Annotated in this window: 23 protein-coding genes; 8 read left to right on the forward strand and 15 right to left on the reverse strand. The window is 72.4% G+C overall.

All coding sequences use genetic code 11. The features are described from left to right. Window positions 1-80 precede the first annotated feature (80 nt). On the forward strand, window positions 81-506 hold the full coding sequence (locus tag ACFYXE_RS36145; RefSeq protein WP_389320118.1) for a nuclear transport factor 2 family protein: 426 nt from the start codon (window positions 81-83) through the stop codon (window positions 504-506). Window positions 507-547: 41 nt separating this feature from the next. Here ACFYXE_RS36145 and ACFYXE_RS36150 read toward each other — a convergent pair whose 3' ends face one another. Together ACFYXE_RS36150 and ACFYXE_RS36155 are read right to left on the reverse strand one after the other, a co-directional pair. After that, the gene (locus ACFYXE_RS36150; protein ID WP_389320121.1) at window positions 548-964 is read right to left on the reverse strand and encodes a pyridoxamine 5'-phosphate oxidase family protein; all 417 of its coding nucleotides are present in this window, start codon (window positions 962-964) and stop codon (window positions 548-550) included. An 89-nt stretch (window positions 965-1,053) separates the two neighbouring features. Continuing rightward, window positions 1,054-1,182 carry a hypothetical protein gene (locus tag ACFYXE_RS36155; protein WP_361166747.1) on the reverse strand — a complete coding sequence of 43 codons (129 nt, stop codon included), beginning with the start codon at window positions 1,180-1,182 and terminating at the stop codon, window positions 1,054-1,056. 295 nt (window positions 1,183-1,477) lie between these two features. On the opposite strand from ACFYXE_RS36155, the gene ACFYXE_RS36160 reads away from it, so the two are divergent. Beyond that, window positions 1,478-1,735: a DUF6059 family protein gene (locus ACFYXE_RS36160; protein ID WP_389320124.1), complete on the forward strand. Its 258-nt coding sequence runs from the start codon at window positions 1,478-1,480 to the stop codon at window positions 1,733-1,735. Between the two features lie 42 nt (window positions 1,736-1,777). Here ACFYXE_RS36160 and ACFYXE_RS36165 read toward each other — a convergent pair whose 3' ends face one another. The 12 genes from ACFYXE_RS36165 to ACFYXE_RS36220 form a co-directional block, all read right to left on the reverse strand. Continuing rightward, window positions 1,778-2,818: a ParB N-terminal domain-containing protein gene (locus ACFYXE_RS36165; RefSeq protein WP_361166741.1), complete on the reverse strand. Its 1,041-nt coding sequence runs from the start codon at window positions 2,816-2,818 to the stop codon at window positions 1,778-1,780. Between the two features lie 191 nt (window positions 2,819-3,009). Then, the gene (locus ACFYXE_RS36170; protein WP_389320129.1) at window positions 3,010-3,891 is read right to left on the reverse strand and encodes an ABC transporter permease; all 882 of its coding nucleotides are present in this window, start codon (window positions 3,889-3,891) and stop codon (window positions 3,010-3,012) included. Next, window positions 3,878-4,666 (reverse strand): ABC transporter ATP-binding protein, encoded by a 789-nt coding sequence (locus ACFYXE_RS36175; RefSeq protein ID WP_361166881.1) that lies wholly within the window; start codon window positions 4,664-4,666, stop codon window positions 3,878-3,880. Before ACFYXE_RS36175 ends, ACFYXE_RS36170 begins: the two co-directional genes overlap by 14 nt. Before the next feature lie 30 nt (window positions 4,667-4,696). Beyond that, window positions 4,697-5,806, reverse strand: a complete 1,110-nt coding sequence (locus ACFYXE_RS36180) for an aliphatic sulfonate ABC transporter substrate-binding protein (protein WP_389320132.1) — start codon at window positions 5,804-5,806, stop codon at window positions 4,697-4,699. Between the two features lie 94 nt (window positions 5,807-5,900). After that, window positions 5,901-7,220, reverse strand: a complete 1,320-nt coding sequence (locus ACFYXE_RS36185) for a sulfate adenylyltransferase subunit 1 (RefSeq protein ID WP_389320135.1) — start codon at window positions 7,218-7,220, stop codon at window positions 5,901-5,903. After that, on the reverse strand, window positions 7,220-8,167 hold the full coding sequence (gene cysD, locus ACFYXE_RS36190; RefSeq protein ID WP_389320138.1) for a sulfate adenylyltransferase subunit CysD: 948 nt from the start codon (window positions 8,165-8,167) through the stop codon (window positions 7,220-7,222). The genes ACFYXE_RS36185 and cysD overlap by 1 nt, the downstream gene beginning before the upstream one ends. Beyond that, window positions 8,164-8,700: an adenylyl-sulfate kinase gene (gene cysC / locus ACFYXE_RS36195; RefSeq protein WP_361166729.1), complete on the reverse strand. Its 537-nt coding sequence runs from the start codon at window positions 8,698-8,700 to the stop codon at window positions 8,164-8,166. Before cysC ends, cysD begins: the two co-directional genes overlap by 4 nt. Window positions 8,701-8,750: 50 nt before the next feature. After that, a complete protein-coding gene (locus ACFYXE_RS36200; protein WP_389320142.1) occupies window positions 8,751-10,247 on the reverse strand; it encodes an FAD-dependent monooxygenase in 1,497 nt (498 codons plus the stop codon). Next, window positions 10,244-11,746, reverse strand: a complete 1,503-nt coding sequence (locus tag ACFYXE_RS36205) for an FAD-dependent monooxygenase (RefSeq protein WP_389320145.1) — start codon at window positions 11,744-11,746, stop codon at window positions 10,244-10,246. The genes ACFYXE_RS36200 and ACFYXE_RS36205 overlap by 4 nt, the downstream gene beginning before the upstream one ends. A 169-nt stretch (window positions 11,747-11,915) precedes the next feature. Continuing rightward, entirely contained in the window at window positions 11,916-13,463 is a 1,548-nt protein-coding gene (locus ACFYXE_RS36210) for an alpha/beta fold hydrolase (protein ID WP_389320148.1), read from the reverse strand. 266 nt (window positions 13,464-13,729) lie between these two features. After that, on the reverse strand, window positions 13,730-14,395 hold the full coding sequence (locus ACFYXE_RS36215) for a sulfotransferase family protein (protein WP_361166717.1): 666 nt from the start codon (window positions 14,393-14,395) through the stop codon (window positions 13,730-13,732). 204 nt (window positions 14,396-14,599) lie between these two features. After that, window positions 14,600-15,043, reverse strand: a complete 444-nt coding sequence (locus ACFYXE_RS36220; RefSeq protein ID WP_389320152.1) for a carboxymuconolactone decarboxylase family protein — start codon at window positions 15,041-15,043, stop codon at window positions 14,600-14,602. Window positions 15,044-15,349: 306 nt separating this feature from the next. Here ACFYXE_RS36220 and ACFYXE_RS36225 point away from each other — a divergent pair, with 306 nt between their 5' ends. From ACFYXE_RS36225 to ACFYXE_RS36245, 5 genes are all read left to right on the forward strand, one after another. Continuing rightward, a complete protein-coding gene (locus ACFYXE_RS36225) occupies window positions 15,350-16,078 on the forward strand; it encodes an SDR family oxidoreductase (protein ID WP_361166711.1) in 729 nt (242 codons plus the stop codon). A gap of 171 nt (window positions 16,079-16,249) precedes the next feature. Then, window positions 16,250-16,567 (forward strand): non-heme iron oxygenase ferredoxin subunit, encoded by a 318-nt coding sequence (locus ACFYXE_RS36230; protein WP_361166708.1) that lies wholly within the window; start codon window positions 16,250-16,252, stop codon window positions 16,565-16,567. A gap of 12 nt (window positions 16,568-16,579) precedes the next feature. Then, entirely contained in the window at window positions 16,580-17,326 is a 747-nt protein-coding gene (locus tag ACFYXE_RS36235) for a gamma-glutamyl-gamma-aminobutyrate hydrolase family protein (RefSeq protein ID WP_389320158.1), read from the forward strand. Between the two features lie 177 nt (window positions 17,327-17,503). Then, the gene (locus ACFYXE_RS36240) at window positions 17,504-19,282 is read left to right on the forward strand and encodes an FAD-dependent monooxygenase (protein ID WP_389320161.1); all 1,779 of its coding nucleotides are present in this window, start codon (window positions 17,504-17,506) and stop codon (window positions 19,280-19,282) included. Between the two features lie 262 nt (window positions 19,283-19,544). Beyond that, window positions 19,545-20,390, forward strand: a complete 846-nt coding sequence (locus ACFYXE_RS36245) for an NmrA/HSCARG family protein (protein WP_361166699.1) — start codon at window positions 19,545-19,547, stop codon at window positions 20,388-20,390. 119 nt (window positions 20,391-20,509) lie between these two features. Here the strand turns inward: ACFYXE_RS36245 and ACFYXE_RS36250 are convergent, their stop codons facing one another. After that, the gene (locus ACFYXE_RS36250; RefSeq protein WP_389320165.1) at window positions 20,510-21,286 is read right to left on the reverse strand and encodes an alpha/beta fold hydrolase; all 777 of its coding nucleotides are present in this window, start codon (window positions 21,284-21,286) and stop codon (window positions 20,510-20,512) included. Window positions 21,287-21,575: 289 nt separating this feature from the next. On the opposite strand from ACFYXE_RS36250, the gene hemG reads away from it, so the two are divergent. Beyond that, on the forward strand, window positions 21,576-23,039 hold the full coding sequence (gene hemG / locus ACFYXE_RS36255) for a protoporphyrinogen oxidase (RefSeq protein WP_389320168.1): 1,464 nt from the start codon (window positions 21,576-21,578) through the stop codon (window positions 23,037-23,039). Window positions 23,040-23,082 lie beyond the last annotated feature (43 nt).

The following is a 23,082-nucleotide window of genomic DNA, read 5'->3' on the forward strand; positions in this document are numbered from 1 at the left end:
GGGGTTGGTGGGGCGCCTTTTGGGGCCCATTCTCAAGCATGACCTCGACTGAAGCTGAATCCATCACTCCGGACACGGCCATGGTGGACGCCTTTACCGTGCGCGGGCTACTGGACCGCTATCTGCTGGCGTTGGACACCGAAAAGCTGGACGACGCGTGGGCGCACACGCTGTTCACCGCGGACGCGGTGGTGGCGTTCCCGCTGAGCCAGCACGAGGGAAGGGAGGGCCTCGCGGAATGGCACCGCAGCGCGCTGGCCCATTTCGCCCGTACCCAGCACCTGAACTCGCCCGCGGTGGTGGACTGCGCCGGCGACGAGGCGACGCTGCGCGCCAACCTCGTCTCCACGCACGTGCACCATCCCGGCGGCGAGGGGCCGGAGTTGTTCACCACCGGCACCTCGGTGAGCGGCGCGGCCCGCCGCACCCCGCGGGGCTGGCGGCTGACGCGGCTCGCGTTCGGGCTGATCTGGGTGGACGGCGTGCCGCCCGGCGCGCGCGGCTGATGGCCCGCGGGCCCGCCGCCGGCGCGGCCGGCACGAAGGGGTCAGCAGTTGAGGCTGAGCACCCGGTCGATGCCGATCTCCACGACCACGCGTCCCGGCGGGTTCGGCGGCCCGGAGAAGTAGCGCTCGCTGTAGCGGCGCACGCCCTCGGCGACGCGCCGGGGGTCGTCGGACACCCGGGCGGTGCCCTCCAGGGCGACCCAGGCGAAGCCGTCCACCTGGCAGAGCGCCACGCGTGCGTCCGGGGTGGCCAGCACGTTCTTGACCTTGCGTGTGGTGTTCACGGTCAGCACGCGGACCAGGCCGGCGCGGGGGTCCCAGGTGAACCGCACGGGTGTCAGGTGCGGCGAACCGTCGGGGCGCAGCGTGGTCAGCACGGCGGTGTGCGGGGCCGCCAGGAACGCGGCCGCCGAGGGGGACATCGCCGTCGTGCGGCCGCGCTGCGGGGAGAGCGTCATCGTTTGTGGACTCCTCGTTCCGTCACCGGCGCAACGCGCCCTGGCACACCACCGTCGCGGCTCGCGGACCGTGCCGGGAAGGGGGTCGGTCAGTCGATCCCGCGGATCACGTTCAACTCCCCGGGGTCGTCCTCGTCGTCGTCCACCCCGGCCAGCCGCAGCACCGGCGCGCGCCCTTCGGCGCCGCGTACCTGCCGTTCACGTTCGGCCTCGTCCATGGACTTCTCCTCCCGCGACCGCGCGCCCGGGGCCGTGCCCTGCGGGCCGCGGAGCCCGATTGCTCCACCCGCCCACGTTGGCAAGGCCCTCTTGAGGCCGGGCGGAGGGGCGGCTCGAGTCCGCCTCGACACCGCGTCGACCTGCCGGTCGGCCGGGCCCGCGCCGGGTCCGGGGAGCGCCGCGGCGCTTGAGTCAGCTTCGAATCCGGTTCGACCAACGGCCCGCACAGTGACGGCTCCCGGCGTACCGCAGCCGCCGCGCCCACCGCGGCCACGTCCCTCGGAGGGATCTCTCATGGCCAGCTTGATCAGGCGTTTGTGGCGCGAGATGTACACGGCCCTGCAGGCCTACGGCTCCCTCTACGTGTCGGGGCCCTGGCATCCCGCGGACGCCGCGCCCGCACGGCGGCCCGCGGCGGGCCAGGAGCCCCCCGGCCGGGTCCCGGTGCGGCTGCAGGGCCCGCCCCGGGCGCATCCGGAGCGGCTGTGCCCCGAGATCGCCCTGTCCCCGGTGGAGCAGGCACTGAACCGGCAGCTGAAGGCCGGGTCCTGAGGGTCCGGCACTCCCCCGGCCCCGCCGGCTGCCGGCGGGGCCTCAGACCGCTTCCTGCCGGCTGCGCAGCCGCTCGGCGAACAGGCCCCATTCCTTGCTGAGGCTCTCCGCGATGGGGGCGATGACGCCCAGCCAGTGCGCCGGGACGGTGTTGACCAGTTCCTGCCAGCCGTCCGGGTCGCCCGCGTGCAGCGCCATCCACTGCAGGAACTTCTTGCCGCCCTCGGTGTAGCGCAGGCAGGGGTCGCCGGCGACCTTGGCCGCCACCGCCTCCCAGGCGGGCGGCTCGTCGCCGGGGTGGGCGGCCCGCAGCGGCGTGCCCTCGGGGTCCGGTTCCCGGGCGGGGGCGGCGGGCGGGGCGTCCGGGGCCTGGTCGGCGGGGTGCAGGGTCAGCCGCGGGCCGGGCCCGCGCAGGCCGTTGCACTCGGGGCTGACGCCGCGGCGCAGCCGGGCGCTGACGTCGTGGACGGTGCCCAGGGACACCTCGGTCTCGCGGGCGACTTCCCTGAGCGTGGCCTCGGGGTGGGCGGTGATGTAGGCGGCGGCGCGGCGCCGTCCCTCACCGGCGGTGACCGAGCGCAGTTTGCCGTCCAGGCCCAGGCGCTGGCCGCCGGGCGGGGTGGCGCAGGCGGAGCGGTCGCGCAGGGCGGCGATCGTCTTGGCGCTCAGTCCGGTGACGCTCGCGATGGCGCGGTCGGACCATTCGGGGTGGGCCATGAGGACGCGTTCGGCGCCGGAGACGCGGTCGGCCCTCGACAGGGGAAGTCCGTGCGCGCTGTTGGCCTTCATGGCCAGGACGAGCGCTTCGGCGTCCGTGCAGTCGACGAGGCGGGCTTTTATGCTGTGGTCGCCGCGGAGCTTTGCGGCCTCCAGCCTGTGCAGCCCGTCGATGATTCGCCAGCCGTCTTTCTGGACGAGGACGGGCGGTAATTCGCAACGGCCCGACGCGTCGACGAGCAGTTGGAGATATGCGGTGTTGATTCCGCCCTGGCGCAGGCGCAGTCCGGGCGACAACGCGTGGACCGGGAGTTCCTGTTCCGGGGTTTTCTCCATGTTTTCGGGGCCGATTCCGTGGTCGGCCACCGATTCTTCGCACCTTAATCTGGTGGAACTCAAGCCGTCTGCGATCACCGTAGCCCGCCCGTCGTTGAAAGCCGTCCGGTGTGCCGTTTTGTGCTGCATTCCGGGTGAGCGTCGCAGCGGATTCTCTAGCCCCGGTCGAGGGTGAGTTGACGTTCGTCGGACCGTGGCGGGGCGGGCGCGGGCGGGTGGTTTCAGTCCCTGACCAGCAGGCCGCGGCTGCGCAGCACCCACCGCTCCAGGGGGCTGAACAGGAGCAGGTCGATGGCGACGCCGACCAGCAGGATCAGCCCGATGGCCTCGAAGACCATGGCCATGTCGCTGGCGTTGCGGCCGTTCTCCAGGAGCTGGCCGAGGCCGAGCCCGAGGTCGGGGTAGGAGGCGATGATCTCGGCGGCCATGAGCGAGCGCCAGGAGAACGCCCAGCCCTGTTTGAGTCCGGCGACGTAGCCGGGCAGTGCGGCCGGCAGCAGGACGTGCCAGGTGCCGCTCAGGCCGGTGGCGCCCATGGTGCGCCCGGCCCGCAGGAACAGCGGTGAGACCTGGTCGACGCCGGAGACCAGGCCGTTGGCGATGGAGGGGACCGCGCCGAGCAGGATCACCGCGTACATCATGGAGTTGTTCAGGCCCAGCCAGATCACCGCGGGCGGCACCCAGGCCACCGAGGGCAGGGACTGCAGGCCGGAGAGGATCGGGCCGAGCGCGGCGCGCAGGAACTTCAGCCGGGCCACCAGCAGGCCCAGCGGGGTGCCGATGAGCAGGGCCAGGCCAAAGCCGAGCAGGCCGCGCGAGACGCTGGTCCAGATGTAGCCGAGGAGTTCGCCCTCCAGCCACGCCTGCCACACCACGTCCCACACCGCGCCGGGCGCGGGCAGCCGGCTGGGGTCGTCGACGACGTGGAAGGAGGTCAGCGCCTGCCACACGGCCAGGACGAGGGTGACGGCGCTCAGCGGCGGCAGGACCTTCTCGCGCAGGGTGAGCGTGAGGGGCTTGCGGATCTGCTGCGGGGTCTCCAGGGCGTCCAGGCCCGCCAGGTCGTGGCCCTCGCGGACGGTGGTCGTCTCAGTACTGGCCATGTCGGCGGATCTCCCCCCGCAGTTGTTCGGTGATCTCGATGGACAGTTCGGCGACGTCGGCGTCCTCGATGCGGCGCGGCTGGGGGATGTCCACGGTCCACTCGCGGGCGATGCGCCCGGGGCGGGAGGACAGCAGGATCACGCGCTGGGCCAGCCGGACGGCCTCGCGCACGTTGTGGGTGACGAACAGGACCGACAGCTGGGTCTGGCTCCAGATGCGGGTGAGCTCGTCGTGCAGCACGTCGCGGGTGATGGCGTCCAGGGCGGCGAAGGGTTCGTCCATCAGCAGCAGGCGGCTCTCCTGGGCCAGGGCGCGGGCCAGGGCGACCCGCTGGCGCATGCCTCCGGACAGCTCGTGCACCCGCTTGCCGTGGGCGTCCTTGAGGCGGACGAGCGCCAGGAGTTCCTCGGCGCGTTCGCGGCGGGCCGGGCGGGGCACGCCGCGCAGTCTGAGGGCGAGTTCGATGTTCTTGCCCGCGGTCAGCCAGGGGAAGAGGGCGTGTTCCTGGAACAGCAGCGCGGGCCGGCCGTCGGTGGTGATCTCGCCGGCGGTGGGCCGGTCCAGGCCCGCGACGAGGTTGAGCAGGGTCGACTTGCCGCAGCCCGAGGCCCCCAGGAGGGTGACGAACTCGCCGGGGGCGACATCGAGGCTGATGTCGTCCAGGACGAGCTGCTGCCCGGCGGGGCCCGGGAACGACTTCGAGACGTGCTCGATGCGGGCGGCGTGGTGGGCCGGCGCGGTGTGGTCACCGGCCTCGGCGAGGGTGGTGGCCATGGTCGTCACCTCCTGGGGGCTCATCGTCGGCTACCTGACGCCCAGTCCGGCGTCGTGGACGGGGCTGTTTCCTGCGGCCTTGAGGACCTTGTTCAGGACGCTGAGGTCGTAGATGCCGCTCAGGTCGGGCTTCTCCAGCAGGCCGGCCTTGACGGCGTGCTCCGCCTCGGTGCCGAGGGTGGCGGCCAGCGGGTCGTCGGTGAAGTCGATGGACTTCCATGCCGGGTCCAGGACGTCCTCGGGCAGCGCCTTGCCGGCGTCGGCCGCCAGCTGCTTGTTGGCCGCGGCCTTGGCCAGGTCGGGGTGGTCGTTGATCCACTTGTTGGTGTCCACCGACACCTTCAGGACCGCTTCGACGACCTTGGGGTGCTCGGCCAGGAACTTCTGCGACACGATGATGTTGGTGATGACGAACTTGCCGCCGGGCCACAGCGTCTTCTCGTCCAGCAGGACCTTGCCGCCCTGGGCGACGAGCTTGGAGGCGGTCGGCTCGGGCACCCACGCGCCGTCGATGGAACCGGCCTTGTAGGCGTCGGGGGTGACCTTGTTGTCGCTGCGCACCACGGTCACGTCGCCCTTGCCGCTCTGCGGGTCGACCTTCCAGCCCTGCTCGGCGGCCCAGTTGAGGAAGGCCACGTCCTGGGTGTTGCCGAGCTGCGGGGTGGCGATCTTCTTGCCCTCGACGTCCTTGAGTGAGGTGATCTTCTTGGGGTCGACGACCAGCTTCACGCCGCCGGACGCCGAACCGCCGATGATCCGCAGGTTCTTGCCCCTGGACTTGGTGAACCCGTTGATCGCCGGGGACGGGCCGATCCAGCCGATGTCGATGGAGCCGGAGTTCAGTGCCTCGATCTCGGAGGGTCCGGCGTTGAAGGTGGCGTACTTGGCCTTCGTGGCGCCCAGCGCCTTTTGGAAGAAGCCCTTCTGGTGGCCCACCAGCGCGGTCGCATGGGTCAGGTTGGGGAAGTAGCCGATGCGCACGGAGTCCAGGCCGTCGGTCTTCTTGGCGCCGGCGGCGACCTTGACGGTGTCCTCGTCCTTGGCCTGGGAGCCGTAGCTGCAGGCGGCGGCGGTGAGCAGGCACAGCACGGCCAGGGCAGGCGCGGCGCGGCGCGGCAGGGTGGAGCGGTGGTCGGGCATGGGGAGGTTCCTCTCGTGGGCTGGGTCCCCGGCTGCCGCGAGCGCCGCCGCCGGGACGTTCACCCTGGGGCGGGCCGGGCGATGGGGGGCGGGCTCAGAAGTCCCACCCGTCGTCGTCGGTGTTGGCCGGGTCGGGGGAGGCGAAGGACTCGCCGACCATGCCGGCGGTGAGCGTGGTGCCGTCGTGCGGATCGATCAGGATGAACGAGCCGGTGCGCCGGGAGGCGGCGTAGGAGTCGACCGGCAGCGGTTCCGCGGTGCGCAGGGTGACCCGGCCGATGTCGTTGGCCAGGAGCTGTCCGGGGTGCGGGTACAGGGACAGGTCGTCCAGGGTGAGGCGGGAGGGGATGTCCTTGACGATCGCCTTGACGGTGCGGGTGCCGTGTTTGAGCAGGACCCGGTGGCCGGGGGTGAGCGGCTGGTCGGCGACGTGGCACACGGTGGCCTCCACCTCGCGGGTGGTGGCCGGTGCGTCCTTGGCGGGCACGATCAGGTCGCCGCGTGAGACGTCGAGGTCGTCGGCGAGCAGGACGGTCACCGACTGCAGGGTGCCCGCCGACTCGACGGGGGTGCCCAGCAGGTCGATGCCGGCGATGCGGGTGGTGCGGCCGCCGGGCAGCACGCTCACCTGTTGCCCGACGCGGAAGGTGCCCTCGGCGATCCGGCCGGCGTAGCCGCGGTAGTCGGGGTGCTCTCGGGTCTGCGGGCGGATCACGTACTGCACGGGCAGGCGGGCCGGGCAGGGTGCCAGGTGGTGGCTGACGGGCACGGTCTCCAGGTGTTCCAGGACGGTGGGGCCGCCGTACCAGTCCATGTGCGTGGAGGGCTCCACGACGTTGTCGCCGGCCAGTGCGGAGATGGGGATGACGGTGACCTCCGGTCCGCCCAGCTCCTTGACGTAGGCGGTGTACTCCTCGGCGATCTCCGCGAAGACGCTCTCCTGGTAGGCGACGAGGTCCATCTTGTTGACGGCCAGGACGACGTGCGGGACGCGCAGCAGGGCGGCGATGGCGGTGTGGCGGCGGGTCTGTTCGACCACGCCGTTGCGGGCGTCGACCAGGATGACGGTGAGCTCGGCGGTGGAGGCGCCGGTGACCATGTTGCGGGTGTACTGCACGTGTCCGGGGGTGTCGGCGAGGATGAACCGGCGGCGCGGGGTGGCGAAGTAGCGGTAGGCGACGTCGATGGTGATGCCCTGTTCGCGTTCGGCGCGCAGGCCGTCGGTGAGCAGCGCGAGGTCGGGGGTGTCCTGGCCGCGGTTGCGGGAGGCGTGGGCGACGGCTTCCAGTTGGTCGGCCAGGACCGACTTGGAGTCGTGGAGCAGGCGGCCCACCAGGGTGGACTTGCCGTCGTCCACGGAGCCGGCGGTGGCGAAGCGCAGTGTGTCGGCGGTGGTGTCGCTCAGTACGGTCATCAGAAGTACCCCTCGCGCTTGCGGTCTTCCATGGCGGCCTCGGAGAGTTTGTCGTCGGCCCGGGTCGCGCCGCGCTCGGTCAGCCGGGATGCGGCGATCTCCGTGATGACCTTCTCGATGGTGTCGGCGTCGGAGTCGACGGCGCCGGTGCAGGACATGTCGCCGACCGTGCGGTAGCGCACCCGGCGCTTCTCGGTGCGTTCGCCGTCCCTGGGGCCGCCCCAGTCGCCCGCGGTCAGCCACATGTGGTTGCGCGCGAAGACCTCGCGTTCGTGGGCGAAGTAGATGTCGGGCAGTTCGATGCCCTCGCGGGCGATGTACTGCCACACGTCCAGCTCGGTCCAGTTGGAGAGCGGGAAGACGCGGACGTGCTCGCGGGGCAGGTGCCGGCCGTTGTACAGGTTCCACAGTTCGGGGCGCTGGCGGCGCGGGTCCCACTGGGAGAACTCGTCGCGCAGCGAGAACACCCGTTCCTTGGCGCGGGCCTTCTCCTCGTCGCGGCGGCCGCCGCCGAACACGGCGTCGAAGCCCTGCTGTTGGATGGTGTCGGTCAGCGGGCGGGTCTGCAGCGGGTTGCGGGTGCCGTCGGGGCGCTCCTTGAGCACGCCGCCGTCGATGTAGTCCTGCACGGAGGCCACGTGCAGGCGCAGCCCGTGCCGGGCCACCGTGCGGTCGCGGAAGGCCAGGACTTCGGGGAAGTTGTGCCCGGTGTCCACGTGCAGCAGCGCGAAGGGCACCGGTGCGGGGGTGAACGCCTTCAGCGCCAGGTGCAGCATGACGATGGAGTCCTTGCCGCCGGAGAAGAGGATCACCGGCTTCTCGAACTCGCCCGCCACCTCGCGCAGGATGTGCACCGCCTCCGACTCCAGCGCGTCCGGGTGGGAGAGGGCGCAGGGGGTCTCCCTGCCCCCGTGGCCTCCCGTCACCGGGTCGAGGGTCGGTGTCATAACAGTCCCCTTTCGGTGAGCACGGCGTACACCGCGGCGGCGGACTCCTGGACGGTCTGATGCTGCGATGCGATGCGCAGGTCCGGTGCGGTGGGCTCCTGGTAGGGGTCGTCCACCCCGGTCAGGCCGGTGAGCCGGCCGGCGGCCTGTTTGGCGTACAGGCCCTTGACGTCGCGGGCGCTGCACACCTCGAGGGGGGTGGCGACGTGCACCTCGATGTAGGGGGTGGCGTTGCTGTCGTGGCGCTTGCGGACGGCCTCGCGGCTGTCGGTGTAGGGCGCGATGACCGGGGCCAGGGCCACCACGCCGTTGCGGGCCAGGAGTTCGGCGACGAAGCCGATGCGCTGCACGTTGGTGTCGCGGTCGGCGCGGGAGAAGCCGAGGCCGGCCGAGAGGGCCTCGCGGATCTCGTCGCCGTCCAGGACCTCCACGCGGTGGCCGTCCGCGCGCAGCCGGGCGGCCAGCTCGTAGGCGATGGTGGTCTTGCCGGCGCTCGGCAGTCCGGTGAGCCAGACGGTGACTCCGCTCATCACGTCTCTCCTGGGGGTCGGGGGGTGGTCGTGCGCGCGGCGCGGGGGGGCTGTCAGGCCGGGCGGGCGGCGGCCGTGGTGGTGCGGGGGGCGCCGAACCAGTGGTCCAGGACGTCGCGCAGGTCGCTGTCGCTGCCCGGGGAGGTCCAGGCGACGTAGCCGTCGGGGCGGATGAGGACCGCCTCCAGGGCCGGGCCGGGGTCTTTGGCCCAGGTGCCGGTGACGAGGTCGATGTGCTCGGCCCGCTCCTCGGCGAGGCGGGCGGCCTTGCCCGCGCCGCCCGCGCCGCCGGTGTCGATCAGCACGCCGTGCGCGGTGTGCAGGAGCTCGGCGATGCGGGTGCGGGTGCCGTCGGCGCGCAGCAGTTCGAGGTCGGGCGGCATGCGCCGGCCCAGCAGGGGGTGCTCGCCCGGGCCCATGTCGTAGGTGATGCCCAGGCCGCTGAGGAGGCCGGCCAGGTGGGTGGCGGCGTCCTTGTCCCGCATGAGTTCGCCCAGCATGTCGCGCAGCGGGGCCATCTCCTGTCCGGTCAGGCGCAGTTCGATGGCGGCGCGGGCGTTGCGGGCCAACTGCGCGCCGATCGGGTGGCGTTCGACGTGGTAGGTGTCCAGGAGCGCCTCGGGGGCGCGGCCGGCCAGGACGGCCGCCAGCTTCCAGCCGAGGTTGACCGCGTCCTGCACGCCCACGCTCAGCCCCTGGGCCATGGCCGGGGGCTGGACGTGGGTGGCGTCGCCGGCCAGGAACACGCGGCCGCGCCGGTAGTGGGCGGCCACCCGGGAGGCGTCGGTGAAGCAGCTGATCCACCGGCACTGGCCGTGGTGGATGGACTCGCCGGTCAACCGCTGCCAGGCGTCGGCGAGTTCAGTGTAGGAGAGCGCGTCGCGGTCCTTGGGGCGTGCGCCGCGTTCGTAGGCGACGACGCGGGTGACGCCGTTCTCCAGGTCCATCGCCATGATCATGCTGCCGTCGGGGAGGTTCTCGCCGATGCGGCGGCGGCGGGTCTCGATGCCGGTGACGTCGGCGGTGTAGAAGCCGCGGGTGGGTTCGGGGCCGGTGAAGTCGATGCCGGCCAGGCGGCGTACGGTGCTGCGGCCGCCGTCGCAGCCGATGAGGTAGCGGGCGCTGTCGTGGCCGGGGCCCTGGGGTCCCTGGAAGGTGACGTGGAGGGCGTCGGGCCGTTCGCTCAGCCCGGTGACCTCGTACCCGCGGCGGACCGGGACGCCGAGGTCGCCCGCCCAGTCCTCCAGCATCCGCTCGGTGCGGAACTGGGAGACGCCGCGGGCGCCGGAGTGGTCCTCCTCCAGGAGGGTGAGGTCGATGGGTACGCCCCCGAAGTGGCTGTCGGCGGGCTCGGTCGCGCCGAGCCGGTCGAGCAGTCCGCGCTGGTCGAAGCTCTCGACCGCGCGCCGGGTGAGGCTGGCGCCGCGCGATTCGCGGGCCGGGGCGGGCAGCTTCTCGTAGACGACGACGTCGACGCCGGCCAGGCGCAGTTCGCCGGCCATCATGAGCCCGACCGGGCCCGCGCCGACGACTATCACGTCCCTGGTCATCCTCGTGCTCCTGTCGGCCGGGGGGTGCGGGGGGTGCCGAACCAGTGGTCCAGGACGTCGCGCAGGTCGCTGTCGCTGCCCGGGGAGGTCCAGGCGACGTAGCCGTCGGGGCGGATGAGGACCGCCTCCAGGGCCGGGTCGGGTCCCTGCGGCCAGCTGCCGGTGACGAGGTCGATGCGTTCGGCCCAGTCCTCGGCCAGGTGGGCGGCCTTGCCCGCGCCGCCCGCGCCGCCGGTGTCGATCAGCACGCCGTGCGCGGTGTGCAGGAGCTCGGCGATGCGGATACGGGTGCCGTCGGCGCGCAGCAGTTCGCGGTCGAGCGGCATGCGCCGGCCCAGCAGGGGGTGCTCCCCCGGGCCCATGTCGTAGGTGATGCCCAGGCCGCTGACGATGCCGGCGAGCTGTCCTGCGGCGTCCTTGTGCGTCATCAGTTCGCCCAGCACGCCGCGCAGCGGGTCGATGTCGGCGTCGCCGAGGTAGAGCAGGGAGGCGGCCTGGGCGTTGCGGATCAGGTGCTCGCCGACCGGGTGGCGTTCGGCGTGGTAGGTGTCCAGGAGTGCCTCGGGGGCGCGGCCGGCCAGGACGGCCGCCAGTTTCCAGCCGAGGTTGGCCGCGTCCTGCAGGCCGGCGCTCAGTCCCCAGGCGGCCAGCGGCGGGATCGCGTGCGCGGCGTCCCCGGCCAGCAGGATGCGCCCGCGCCGGTAGTCCTGGGCCAGCAGGGCCGCGTTGTTGCAGGACCACATCCAGTGCGCCCGGGCCTGGTGCACGGATTCGCCGGTCAACCGCTGCCAGGCGTCCGCAATCTGAGGGAACGTCAGGGTGTCGGGGTCCTGGTGCGGGGTGAGGGTCCTGTCGTGGACGACGATGCGGTAGCGGCCCTCGCCCAGCGGGGTGCACACCACCATGTGGCCGCCGGGCAGGCGTTCGCCGATGGGGCGCGGGCGCAGGGTGATGCCGGTGATCTCGGCGGTGTACATGCCGCGGCTGGCCTCCCACCGGCGGGCGGGGATGCCGGCGGCGGTGCGGATCGTGCTGTGCGGGCCGTCGCAGCCCACCACGTAGCGGGCGCTGTCCCGGCCGGGGCCCTCGGGTCCTTCGAAGGTGATGTCCACGCCGTCGGGGCGCTCGCTCAGGCCGGTGACCTCGTATCCGCAGCGGACCGGTACCCCGAGGTCGGCCAGCCAGCCGCCCAGCATGTCCTCGGTGCGGGCCTGGGACAGGCCAAGGACGCCGCTGTGGTCCTCCTCCAGCATGCCGAGGTCGAAGCGGACGCCGCCGAAGTGCCCCATCGGGCCCCACCGGAAGGTGCCGAGCCGGGGCAGCAGTCCGCGCTGATCGAATGATTCGGCTGCCCGCCGGTTGAAGCCGAGTGCGCGGGATTCGCCGGAGGGGGCGGGGAGCTTGTCGAAGACGGTGACATTCACACCGGCCAAGTGGAGTTCTCCGGCCAGCATCAATCCGACCGGCCCGGCACCGACAATTATTACGCCAGTTTCCATTGTTGACCTTCCACGCGGGGCGGCTGAGGAATCGTCGATGCAAAACTACACATCGCCCTGTTCGGCTGCAATGACGGTGGTGAATTCATAAGCCGGGCCGGTTGTTTGGGCGTTCAACCGCGGATTTCGCGCGGCTGAACGCGGGCGGCTGTTTCGGGGTGGGCGGCCCTCAGGGGGTGGGCACCGGTGCCGGGTTGGCCTGGCAGGTGGCGTCGGCGCCCTTGCCGGGCGCCGGGCGGGTGCCGTCCTTGAGGTAGGCGCCGACCAGGGCGTTGATGCAGGTGTTGGCGTTGCGGGACAGGGACGTCTCGTGCTCGTAGCCGCCCCGCTCCAGCAGCAGGCGGGAGTTGGGGAAGCGGCGGTGGATGTCGTAGGCGCCGGCCAGCGGGGATCCGGCGACGTGCTCGCCCTCGACCACCAGGACGTCGACGTTCTTGGCGCCGATCTTCTGCGGGGTGCCCGCGGCGGCCGGCCAGTACGCGCACGGCGCGTTGTACCAGGCGTTGTACCAGGTCAGGAAGGTGGTGCCGGTGCGGTGCTGGCGGGTGTAGTCCTTGTGCCAGCGCTGCCAGTCGCGGGGCCAGGGCGAGTCGGTGCACTGCACCGCGTTGTACATGGCCTGCTTGTTCTGGGTGGGGAAGCCGGGGTCGTTGAAGTTGGCCTTCAGGCCGGCGGGGTCGCCCCGCAGCACCCAGTCGGCCAGGGCCTTGGTGTGGCCGGTCCAGGAAGAGCGGCGGTAGAGGTTGACCAGGAACACCTCGGTGTACTCGGCCGGGCCGATGCGGCCGTCGACGGGTGCCTTGCGGAGCTTGGCCATGCCCTCGTAGTACTTCGCCTCGACCGCGGCCCCGGTGGTGCCCAGGTGGTAGGTCGCGTCGTTGTCGGCGATCCAGGAGAAGTAGTTCTCGGCGCTCTTCTGGTAGGTCACGTTCTGTTCGAGGACGTCCTTGTACCAGCCGTCGGCGGGCTGCACGACGGTGTCCAGGACCATGCGGCGCACCCGCTGGGGGTACAGGGAGGCGTAGACCGAGCCGAGGTAGGTGCCGTAGTCCCAGCCGAAGTAGGTGAGCCGGTCCTGGTCCAGCGCCCGGCGGATCAGGTCCAGGTCGCGGGCGGCGTCCTTGGTGCTCAGAAAGTCCAGGACGTCGCCGTGGGCGCGGCCGCAGCTGGCGGCGAAGTCGCGGGCCCTGGTGCGCCAGGCCTTCTCCTCGGCGGCGGTGGCCGGGACCAGGTCGGCGCGCGCCTTGCCGGGCCAGACGTAGCTGGGGTCGCACGTCAGGGCCGGTTCGCTGGCGCCGGTGCCGCGCGGGTCGAAGCCGATCCAGTCGTAGGTGGCGCCGACGGCCGGGGAGAGTCCGGAGGTGCCCTTGGCGAAGCGGGTGGGCAGGTCGCGGCCGAACTGGCCGGGCCACTGGCCGCGGTTGAGCAGCGCGATGCCCTGGTACTGCTCGTCGGGTGCGGTGTGCCGGGCGCGGGTCAGCGCCAGTTTTATCGTCCGGCCCTGGGGGCGGGTGTGGTCCAGCGGGACGTCGAGGGAGCCGCACTCCAGGCCTTTGAGGAGGGCTCCGAGGACGGGGTCGCTGTCCGGGCAGGGCGACCAGGCGATGGTGGCCGCGGGCCGGTCGGGCCGGTCGGGCCCGGGCTTCGCCGGTGCCGCGGCGACCGTTCCGGCCAGGGCGGTGACGGCCGCCGCCGTAATTGCTAGGAACTTCCTCACGTAATCCCCTTCTTGAGGCAGGTCTGCTCGCCGGGCCGATTCACGGGCAGGACGGCGAAGCCGATATTCACGGGCAGGTCCAGGGGGCGGCGAGAGACTATCGGGTGCGGGAAGTGGCGTGAAAACAACTACGGTTGAACAATGGCTGCCCCTCGAGCGGGGGTGGAATTCCGGTGCCGGGCCGGTGCGGTAAACGCGGAAAACCCCGCGGAGCAGCCGGGAATTCGGCTCTCCGCGGGGTGGGGAAGAAAAGGAGGAGGGGGGTGTCAGCGGCCTGCGCCGGGCGGGCCGCCGGCGGCCATCTGCTGCATCCGCTCGCGCATGTTCGCGGTGGTGTTGGCGTGCGGGAATGCCTGGGTCGGGGCGTCGGTGCCCAGGAACGCGCACAGCGGCTCCCAGCCGTCCTTGACGTCGTAGACCAGGAGGTTGTCCGCGGGCACCGCGTCGATGATCTGCTGGTTGCGCCGGTGGTAGACCTCGATGGCGTGGTCCTTGTCGGAGAAGCGGCCCTTGAACAGCCCCTCCCATGTCATGACGTTGGTCATGCGGAAGACCCGGGCCTGGCGGGTGCCCTGCTCGGGAGGGGTCTCCTTGTTCTTCAGGACGAACTGGTAGAGCGTGTTGTACGTGCTCTCGTACCAGCCGTCGGCGTCGCGGACCGTCAGGACGACCTTGGCCTCGGGGAAGGTCGTGAGGATCTGGTCGTAGTAGAAGGAGGGCGGGCCGTCCACCGCGGAGGTGTATCCGTCGAACACCGCGTGCCAGTCGGGCTGTCGGCCCTCGCAGATGATGTCCTCCCACTGCTGAAGACGCTTCTCATCACCGACGATGTCGAACATGTGGTAGCAGGGGCCGTAGCCGAGCTGTTCCAGCGCCACCTGCAGTGACGTGGTCCCGGTCCTGCCTAAACCGGCGTTGATGAGCTTCAACACGGTGAGGTTCCTTCCCTCCGGCTGGGTGGTCAGGTGGGTGCATGGGGGTGCGCACGGGCGCGGCGTCCCGCGAGGCCTGCGGCTGCCGCGTCCCGTCCGGGGCGAGGTGGTGGTCCCGGTCGTCACTGCTATGACGCCCGGCGGCGTGCAGATGTGACAGGCGCTCGTCACGGCACGGGCCGGGCCCGACGGGGACGGGGCGCTTCAGCGCCAGGCGGCGGGCACCTGGCGGGTGGAGACGTTGATGCGGTTCCAGAGGTTGACCAGGCCGATGTGGATGACCAGGGAGGCCAGTTCCTCCTCGGTGTAGTGCCCGGCCGCCTCCTGCCAGACCTCGTCGGGCACCGCGTCCTCGCGGCCGCTGAGTTCGGTGACGTCCTCGGCCAGCGCCAGTGCGGCGCGCTCGGCGGGACTGAAGACGCCGGCCTCGCGCCAGTCGGCCACCTGCGGCAGGCGCTCGTCGGCGGCCGCCTGCCCCAGGTCGTCGGGGATCGTGTAGATGCGGCCGTTGATCTGGCTCACCCGCAGCCGGATGAGGTCGAGCGTCCGTTGGGGGACGCCGACCTTGCCGATGACCTGGGTCAGGTCGAGCAGCGGCTGCAGGGCGTCGGGGACGACCAGCGAGGGGTTGTTCATCCGGGGTGGCATCGGAGCGCCTCCTGTGAGTCGGGCCCGCGCCGTCGCGGCTGCGGCGCCCGGCGCGGAGCGCGGGGCGCGGGACAGAGCGGGGCGGGCGGCCGGCGAGTGCCGGTGCACCAGGCTGCCGCCGTGCCGTCCGTCCTGCAAGGGGTCGGCGAACGGCGCGGCCCGGCGCGGGTGTTCGACCGCGCAGTTCCCGCAGTTGAACACCCCGTTCACGGCCGCGCCCGGCCCGGCGCGCGAACTGTGTGAGTCTTCGATGCGTTGCGACACGCGTGAGCCACCCTCCCCCTGACGACAGAAGGGACGACCAACGTGCCGGTCGAGAAGATCGCGCTCATCACGGGCGCCAACAAGGGCATCGGGCAGGAGACAGCACGGCAGTTGGGCGAGCGGGGGGTGCTCGTCCTGGTCGGCGCCCGCGACGAGGGGCGCGGCAAGCAGGCCGCCGACCTGCTGGCGGAGGCCGGCATCAGCGCGGTGGCGCTGCGCCTGGACGTGCGGGACGCGGCCTGCGTGGCCGAGGCCGCCGCCTGGATCGAGCAGCGCTACGGCCGGCTGGACATCCTGGTCAACAACGCGGGCATCGCCGGGAGTTTCACCGGGGCGCCCAGCCAGGCGGCCGCGGGCGACCTGCGGGAGGTGTACGAGACCAACGTCTTCGGCGTGGTGACGGTGACCAACGCGATGCTGCCCCTGCTGCGCCGCTCCGCGGCCGGACGGGTCGTCAACATGTCCAGCCATCTGGCCTCGCTGGCCCTCAACGCCGATCCGGCCTCCCCCATGGCCCACGTCAACATGCTCGCGTACCAGTCCTCCAAGACCGCGCTCAATGCGCTCACGCTCGCCTACGCCAAGGAGCTGCGGGAGACGCCGATCAAGGTGAACGCGGCCCATCCGGGGGTGGTGGCCACGGACATCAACGGCCACCGGGGGCAGCGCACGCCCGCCCAGGGCGCCGTGATCGCGGTCCGGCTCGCCCTGCTGGACGCGGCGGGCCCCTCGGGGGCCTCGCTGTCGGAGGACGGCCCGGTGCCCTGGTAGCGGCCCGGCACGTCCGCCCGCCCCGGCGGCGGGCGGCGGGCGCCCTGCTGCGGGCGCTCCGATGAACCTCGTCCTGTGCTCGGCCCATCCTCAAGAGCCGGGCCAGAGCGTGACTCCCGGCGCGTGAGGTCCGGGAGATTCCGGACCCGATGCGGGAGGAGAGCGGCAGCCATGAGCTTCATCAAGGTGTGTCCGGTGGACAAGATCCCGGCCGAGGGCGCGATCGCGGTGGAGGTCGGCGACGCGCCGGTCGCCCTGGTGCGCAGGGACGACACGGTGTACGCGGTCAGCGACCTGTGTTCGCACGCCGAGGTCTCCCTCGCCGAGGGGGAGGTCTACGGCACCACGATCGAGTGCTGGCTGCACGGGTCGTGCTTCGACCTGCGCACCGGCCGGCCCGTCAATCCGCCGGCGACCCGGCCGATCGCCACCTACCGGGTGAAGGTCGAGGACGGCTTCGTCCATGTGTCGCCGGACCCCAACGACTAGGGACAGGTGGTCATGAAGTCAGCGCAGTCAGCCAGGCCGGCGGGCGGAGGTCCTGCCCGGCCGCCGGTGATCGGGATCACCGCACGCACGGTCCCGGTCACCATCCAGGGCGCCCAGATGGTGGTGAGCCTCTCGCTCCAGTCGCACGTGGACTTCCTGGCCGCCGCGGGCTGCATCCCGGTGGTGATCCCGCTGCGGCCGGGCAACGAGGAGATCCTCGGCAGCCTGCAGGGCCTGCTCGTACCGGGCGGCCCGGACATCGACCCGGAGCTGTACGGGCAGCACCGCCACCCCACCACGCACGGCGGCAGTCCGGGCATGGACCGCGCCGAACTCGCCCTGATCGGGGCGGCGTTGGCGGGCGGTCTGCCGCTGCTGGCCATCTGCCGCGGCATGCAGCTGCTCAACGTGCAGTGCGGGGGCACCCTGCACCAGCATCTGCCGGAGGTCACCGGCAGCGACGGCCACCGCCCGCAGGGCGACACCTTCGAGTTCGGCCGGCACGCCCTGGAGCTGCACGAGGGCAGTCACATCGCCCGGATCTTCGGCGACGACACCCCCAAGACGGCCTGCCACCACCACCAGGCCGTCGACCAGGTCGGCACCGGCCTGACCGTGACCGCCCGCACACCGGACGGCGTCGTCGAGGTCGTCGAGGCGGCCGGGCACCCCTTCGCCGTCGGCGTGCAGTGGGAGGCCGGCCAGACCGAGGACGACCGCCTGCACCGGGCGCTCGCCGACGCCGCACGGCGCCTTTGACCCACCCGGCGGGATCCACCCGTCATCGACCGGGACTAAAGAGTTGCTGGTCACGCTTCGAAAAAAGCTCCACCGCACGCTGCACGACCGAGCACGGCACATTCTGAGTCCCTTTCATTCCCGGCACATTCGGCAGTCCCCATGAGCGTGAGACTGTCACCTTCCGGAAGGACAAAAATGGGAGCAGTCGAGGTTCCGGTTCTTATCGTGGGCGGTGGCGGATGCGGTCTGGCCGCCTCCAACTTCCTGTCCGACCACGGTGTGGACCATCTGCTCGTCGAACGGCACGCGGACACCGCGCACGTGCCGAAGGCGCACTACCTCAACCAGCGCACGATGGAGATCTTCCGTCAGCACGGCCTGGACGGGCCGATGGTCGAACAGGGCGCGCCCCTGGAGCTGTTCGGGAAGCTGCGCTGGCTGACCTCGCTGGCCGGCGACCAGCCGATGGACGGGCAGATGATCCACGAGATCGACGCGTTCGGGGGCGGCTCGCTGCGCGAGCGGTATGCGGCGGCCGGGCCCGTCATGCCGGTCAAGCTGCCGCAGGTGCGCCTGGAGCCGCTGCTGCGCCGCACCGCGCAGGAACGCAACCCCGGGCGCGTCCTGTTCGGCCACGAGATGACCGGCTTCAGCGACGAGGGCGACCGGGTGGTCGCCGAGGTCCGCGAGCGGGCCACCGGGGAGATCACCACGGTCACCGCGCAGTACCTGCTGGGCGCGGACGGCGGGCGCACGGTGGGTGAGGCGCTGGGCATCGAGATGCAGGGCGTGCACGGCCTGCTCGACGTGTCGACCGCCTACTTCACCGCCGACCTGTCGCCGTGGTGGCGCGAGGGCACGCTGCTGACCCACCTCCTGAACGCCTACGATCCCGACCTGTGCAGCAACCTCATCGAGATGGGGCCCAGCTGGGGCAAGGCCTGCGAGGAGTGGGTGCTGCACTTCGAGCCGATGGACCCCGACCGGATGGACGAGGCCTCGGTCACCGCCCGGGTGCGCGAGCTGCTGGGCCTGCCCGATCTGGAGCTGACCCTGCACCACGTGACCAACTGGACCGTGCAGGCGCTGGTCGCCGAGCGCTACCGCAAGGGCCGGGTGCTGCTGGCCGGGGACTCCGCGCACCGCCAGCCGCCCACCGTGGGCCTGGGCCTGAACTCCGGCATCCAGGACGCCCACAACCTGGCGTGGAAGCTGGCCGCGGTGCTCGGCGGGCTGGCCGACGACGGCCTCCTGGACACCTACGAGGCGGAGCGCCGCCCGGTGTGCCAGCTCAACGTCGACTGGGCGGTGTCGGCGGCCTCCCACCACCAGGCGGCCCTGAGCACCGTGGGCCTTGGCCCCCACGCCCCCGAGCGGCGGCGGCGGCAGATGTTCGCCTCGTACTTCGCGCAGACCCCCATCGGCGAGGTGGTGCGGGCGCGGACCGCGGAGATCCTGGACACCCACCGCGCCGGCTGCCAGGCGCACGACTTCGAGATCGGCTTCAACTACGAGCAGGGCGCGGTCGTCCCCGACGGCAGCCCGCCCCCGGCGCGCGTGCCGATGCGCGACGTGTACCAGCCCACGACCCGGCCCGGGCACCGGCTGCCGCACGCCTGGCTCGAGCGGGAGGGCCGGCGCCTGTCGACCCACGACCTGACCGGCTCCCCGGCCGGATTCGTGCTGATCACCGGCGCGCAGGACACCGCCTGGGCCGAGGCGGCCCAGCAGGTGGCGGAGAAGCTCTCGGTGACCATCCACGCGGTCCGTATCGGCGAGGGCGCCGAGTACGCCGACGCCGAGGGCGGCTGGGAGCGCGTGCGCGAGGTCGCCGGGGACGGCGCCGTCCTGGTGCGCCCCGACAACCACGTGGCCTGGCGCAGCACGGGCGCGGTCGACAACCCGGCGGACATCCTGGCGAACGCGTTCTCCCGCATTCTCGACCACCGTGTCACCGAGGGTTCCGCTTCCTGATCCCGAAAAGACGAACGGGCGGGGCTCCTGTGCCGTCGCGGCCGCTGCATCCGGGCGGCTTCGCGGCCGCGGACAGGGGCCCGCCCTTTTTACGCAACGGATTTACGCAACGGATTTACGCAGGGGTTTACGTACGGGTTTACGTACGGGTTTACGTACGGGTTTACGTACGGCTTTGCGCACGGCCCGGCCGGCCGGGCCGACACATCGGTGAGGCAACGGACTTCGGAGGAATACGGTGGCGGTAGACGGAGCAGTCCTGGTGCTGGGCGGAACCGGCCGGCAGGGAGGCGCGACGGCCCGCGAGCTGCTGCGCCGGGGGCGGGTCGTGCACGCCCTGGTACGTGACCCGCAGGCGCCCGCGGCGCTCGCCCTGGCCCGGGCGGGCGCGGTGCTCGTGCGCGGTGACATGGAGGACCGGGCGTCGCTGGGCGCGGCGATGCGGGGTGTGCAGGGCGTGTTCAGCGTCCAGACGTTCCGCGGGCCCGGCGGGGTCGTCGCCGAGGAGCGCCAGGGCAAGGCGGTGGCCGACGCCGCGGCCGAGGCGGGCGTGGCCCACTTCGTGTACAGCTCGGTGGGCGGCGCCGAGCGCTGCGAGGTCATCCCGCACTTCAGGAGCAAGTGGAACATCGAGCAGCACCTCCACAAGCTGGGCCTGCCCGCGACGGTGCTGCGGCCGACCATGTTCTACGACATCCTCCTGGACCTGGGGCCGCGGCTGGTGGACGGCGAGCTGGTGCTGGGGCTGTGGCTGCGCCCGCAGGTGCCGGTGCAGGTCATCGCGACCGATGACATCGGCGCGTTCGCCGCGGACGCCTTCGGGGACCCGCAGGCCTGGCTGGGCCGGCAGGTGGAGATCGCCAGTGCGGAGCTGACCGGGCCGCAGATCGCCGAGGCGTTCGGGCGGGTGGCGGGCGTGCCGGCCCGCTACGAGCAGCGTTCCTTCGAGCCGCTGCGGGCCAACCGCCCGGATCTGGCCGCCATGTTCGACTGGCTGGACAGCGAGGGCTACAGCGCCGATCTGGAGCAACTGCGCCGCGGCCGGCCCGAGCTGGTGGGCCTGGAGGGCTGGCTGCGCGAGCACTGGACCGTCCCCGCGGCGGCCTAGGGGCCGTGGCGACCCCCGCGGGCCCGCGGCGGTCGCCGCGTCTTCCCGGCGGCGACGGGGCGCGCGGGTGCGACCGGATCCGGTGGTGCCGGGTCCGGTCGCGGTGCGGGGCGGGGTGTTCAGGTGGTGGCGAACCCGGCCAGGGCCCGGCCCAGGATGTCGGTGTCGATGCGGTGCCAGGAGCCGGGCAGCTGCATCCCCCAGCCGTTGGGCAGGGCCCGGGCGGTGGCGCGGGCGGCGTCCTTGAGCCAGTCGCCGGTCGCGTCGCTGTTGAGGACCAGCGTCGGGGTGCGCAGGGCGGCCAGGCGCTCGGCGGGCACCTCGAAGTCGCCGAGGATGATCGTGTCGTAGAGCAGGGTGTGGGCGTTGGCCTCGTTGGTCGCCCACAGCGGGGCCTTGCGCCACTCCGCGATGGTCTGGGGGCTCAGGCCCAGCAGTTCGCGCAGCCAGTACTCGGCGGTGTCGCCGCGCCGGTCCTGGGCCAGCAGGGAGCGCAGGGTGTCCATGCAGTCGGCCGGGGGCTTGGGGTGCGGGGCGGGGCGGTAGTAGGGCTCGTGCAGGGCGAGTTTGGTGATCGGGACGCCGGCCAGGGCCGCTTCGAGCGCCAGGTTCGCGCCGGTGGAGCCGGCGAAGACGACGGCCTGCCCGCCGGCCTCGTCGATGACCGCGGCGAGGTCCTCGATCTCGCGCTCGACGGCGTACTGGGGTGCGTCCCCGCTCTGCCCTCTGCCCCGGCGGTCGTAGACGTGGGCGGTGCAGTGCGGCGCCAGCTCCGGGACCAGTGCGTCGAAGATGGTGTGATCGCGGAACGCGCCGTTCATCAGCACGATCGGCGGGCCCTCGCCGGTGCTGCGACAGGCGATCGTCGTGCCGTCCTGGGAAACGACCTTCCGCATGCCACCACTCTCCTCATGCTCGGTGGGTGTGTGTTCGGCAGCGGTAATGTCCAGCGGTCCGGTCGACAGCGGGTCGAGGATGAATCGGGTGCGGAACGCGCCGCACGAGCACCGCGCGCCCCTCTGCGCGGCCCCGCGCGACAAGGCACCGGAAGCCCTGCGCACGGATGCGGTGACGCCGTCAACTCCCCCTGTCCCAGGGCGGTTTGGCGGTCCACTCTCACTCGACCGAGACTATCGGCGCCCTTCCAGAATTGATGCGACACCGTATCCACGAAGGAGCAGGTCAATGGCGGACAACGGAATGGCCCAGGCGGGCGCGGCCCCGCATGTGGTCGTCGTCGGGGGCGGCGTGGCGGGTCTGGCGGCGGCGTTCTTCCTGCGCGACGAGCCGGTGCGGGTGACCGTCCTGGAGAGCGCCGCGCGGCTGGGCGGGCAGCTGTCCGTGTCGGAGCTGGCGGGTGTCGTCATCGACGAGGGCGCGGAGTCGACCTATGCCCGGCGGCCCAAGACCGCCCGGCTGCTCAAGGCGGCCGGTCTGGAGGACCGGGTCGTGGCGGCGGGCACCAAGTCGATGGCGCTGTGGAGCGGGGGGCAGCTGCGGCCGCCGCTGGACCGCCAGTTCATGGGCGTGCCCTGCGACATGGACGAGCTCGCCAAGTCCGGTGTCCTCTCCGAGGCCGGGGTGGCCCGCGCACGCCAGGACCTGACGCTGGAGCAGGCCGGGCGGGAGGGCGACGTCTCCGTGGCGGAGCTGGTGGCGGGGCGGCTGGGCCAAGAGGTCGTGGACCGCCTGGTGGACCCGTTCCTGTCCGATGCCTACTTCGGCCGCGCCGACGAGCTGTCCTTCGAGGCCACCCTCACCCCGCTGGTGGGCGCCTCGCGCCGGCGCGCCTCGCTCGCCGAGGCGGCCGGGGCGCTGCTGCCGGACCCGCCGCCGCCGGGCCAGGCGCCCACCACCGGTATCTCCACCCTGGTGGGGGGCATCGGTTCGCTGCCCCAGGTGCTCGCGGACGGCCTGCTGGCCGCCTCGCCCGGCTCCGCGGTGCGCACCGGCGCCACGGTCAGCCGCCTGGAACGGCGCGGGGACGGCTGGCGGGTGAGCGTGGACGGCGCCGCCGGGCCCGAGCACCTGGAGGCGGACGCCGTGATCCTGGCCGTGCCCGCCGCCCCGGCCGGCCGGCTCCTGGGCCGGCTGTCCGGCACCGCCGGGGCCACCACGGCGCTCGCCGAGATCCCCTACGCCGGATCGGTGATCATCACGCTGGCCTTCCCCCGCCGGGCGCTGGAGGGGCTGCGCGCCCTGGGCTTCAGCGGCTACCGGGTGCCGGCGGTGGACGGGCGGGCCCTGAAGGTCGTCACGTTCTCGACCATGAAGTGGCCGCACCTGGCGGGCGAGGTGGACATCGTGCGCTGCCAGGCCGGCGGCAGCGGCGGCGAGGACCTGCTGGAGCGCGACGACGCCGACCTCGTCGCGCTGGCCGCCGCCGAGGTCGCCGAGGTGACCGGGGTGCGTGCCGCGCCGCTGGCCACCCGGGTCAGCCGGTGGGGCGGGGCGGTGCCGCAGTACACGGTCGGGCATCTGGAGCGGGTGCGGCGCATCCGGGCCGGGGTCGCCGAGCAGGCCGGGCTCGCGGTGTGCGGCGGGGCCTACGACGGTGTCGGGGTGGGCCAGTGCGTGGCCAGTGCGCTCAAGGCGGCCGAGGAGGTGCTGGGCGGGCTGCGCACGCAGGCTCCCGCCGCCTCGGCATGACCCGATCGCCCAGCACCGCCAGGACAGGAACTCTGCAGAGGGG

This window comes from Streptomyces sp. NPDC002564 (genome assembly GCF_042889645.1).
Lineage (GTDB): Bacteria > Actinomycetota > Actinomycetes > Streptomycetales > Streptomycetaceae > Streptomyces.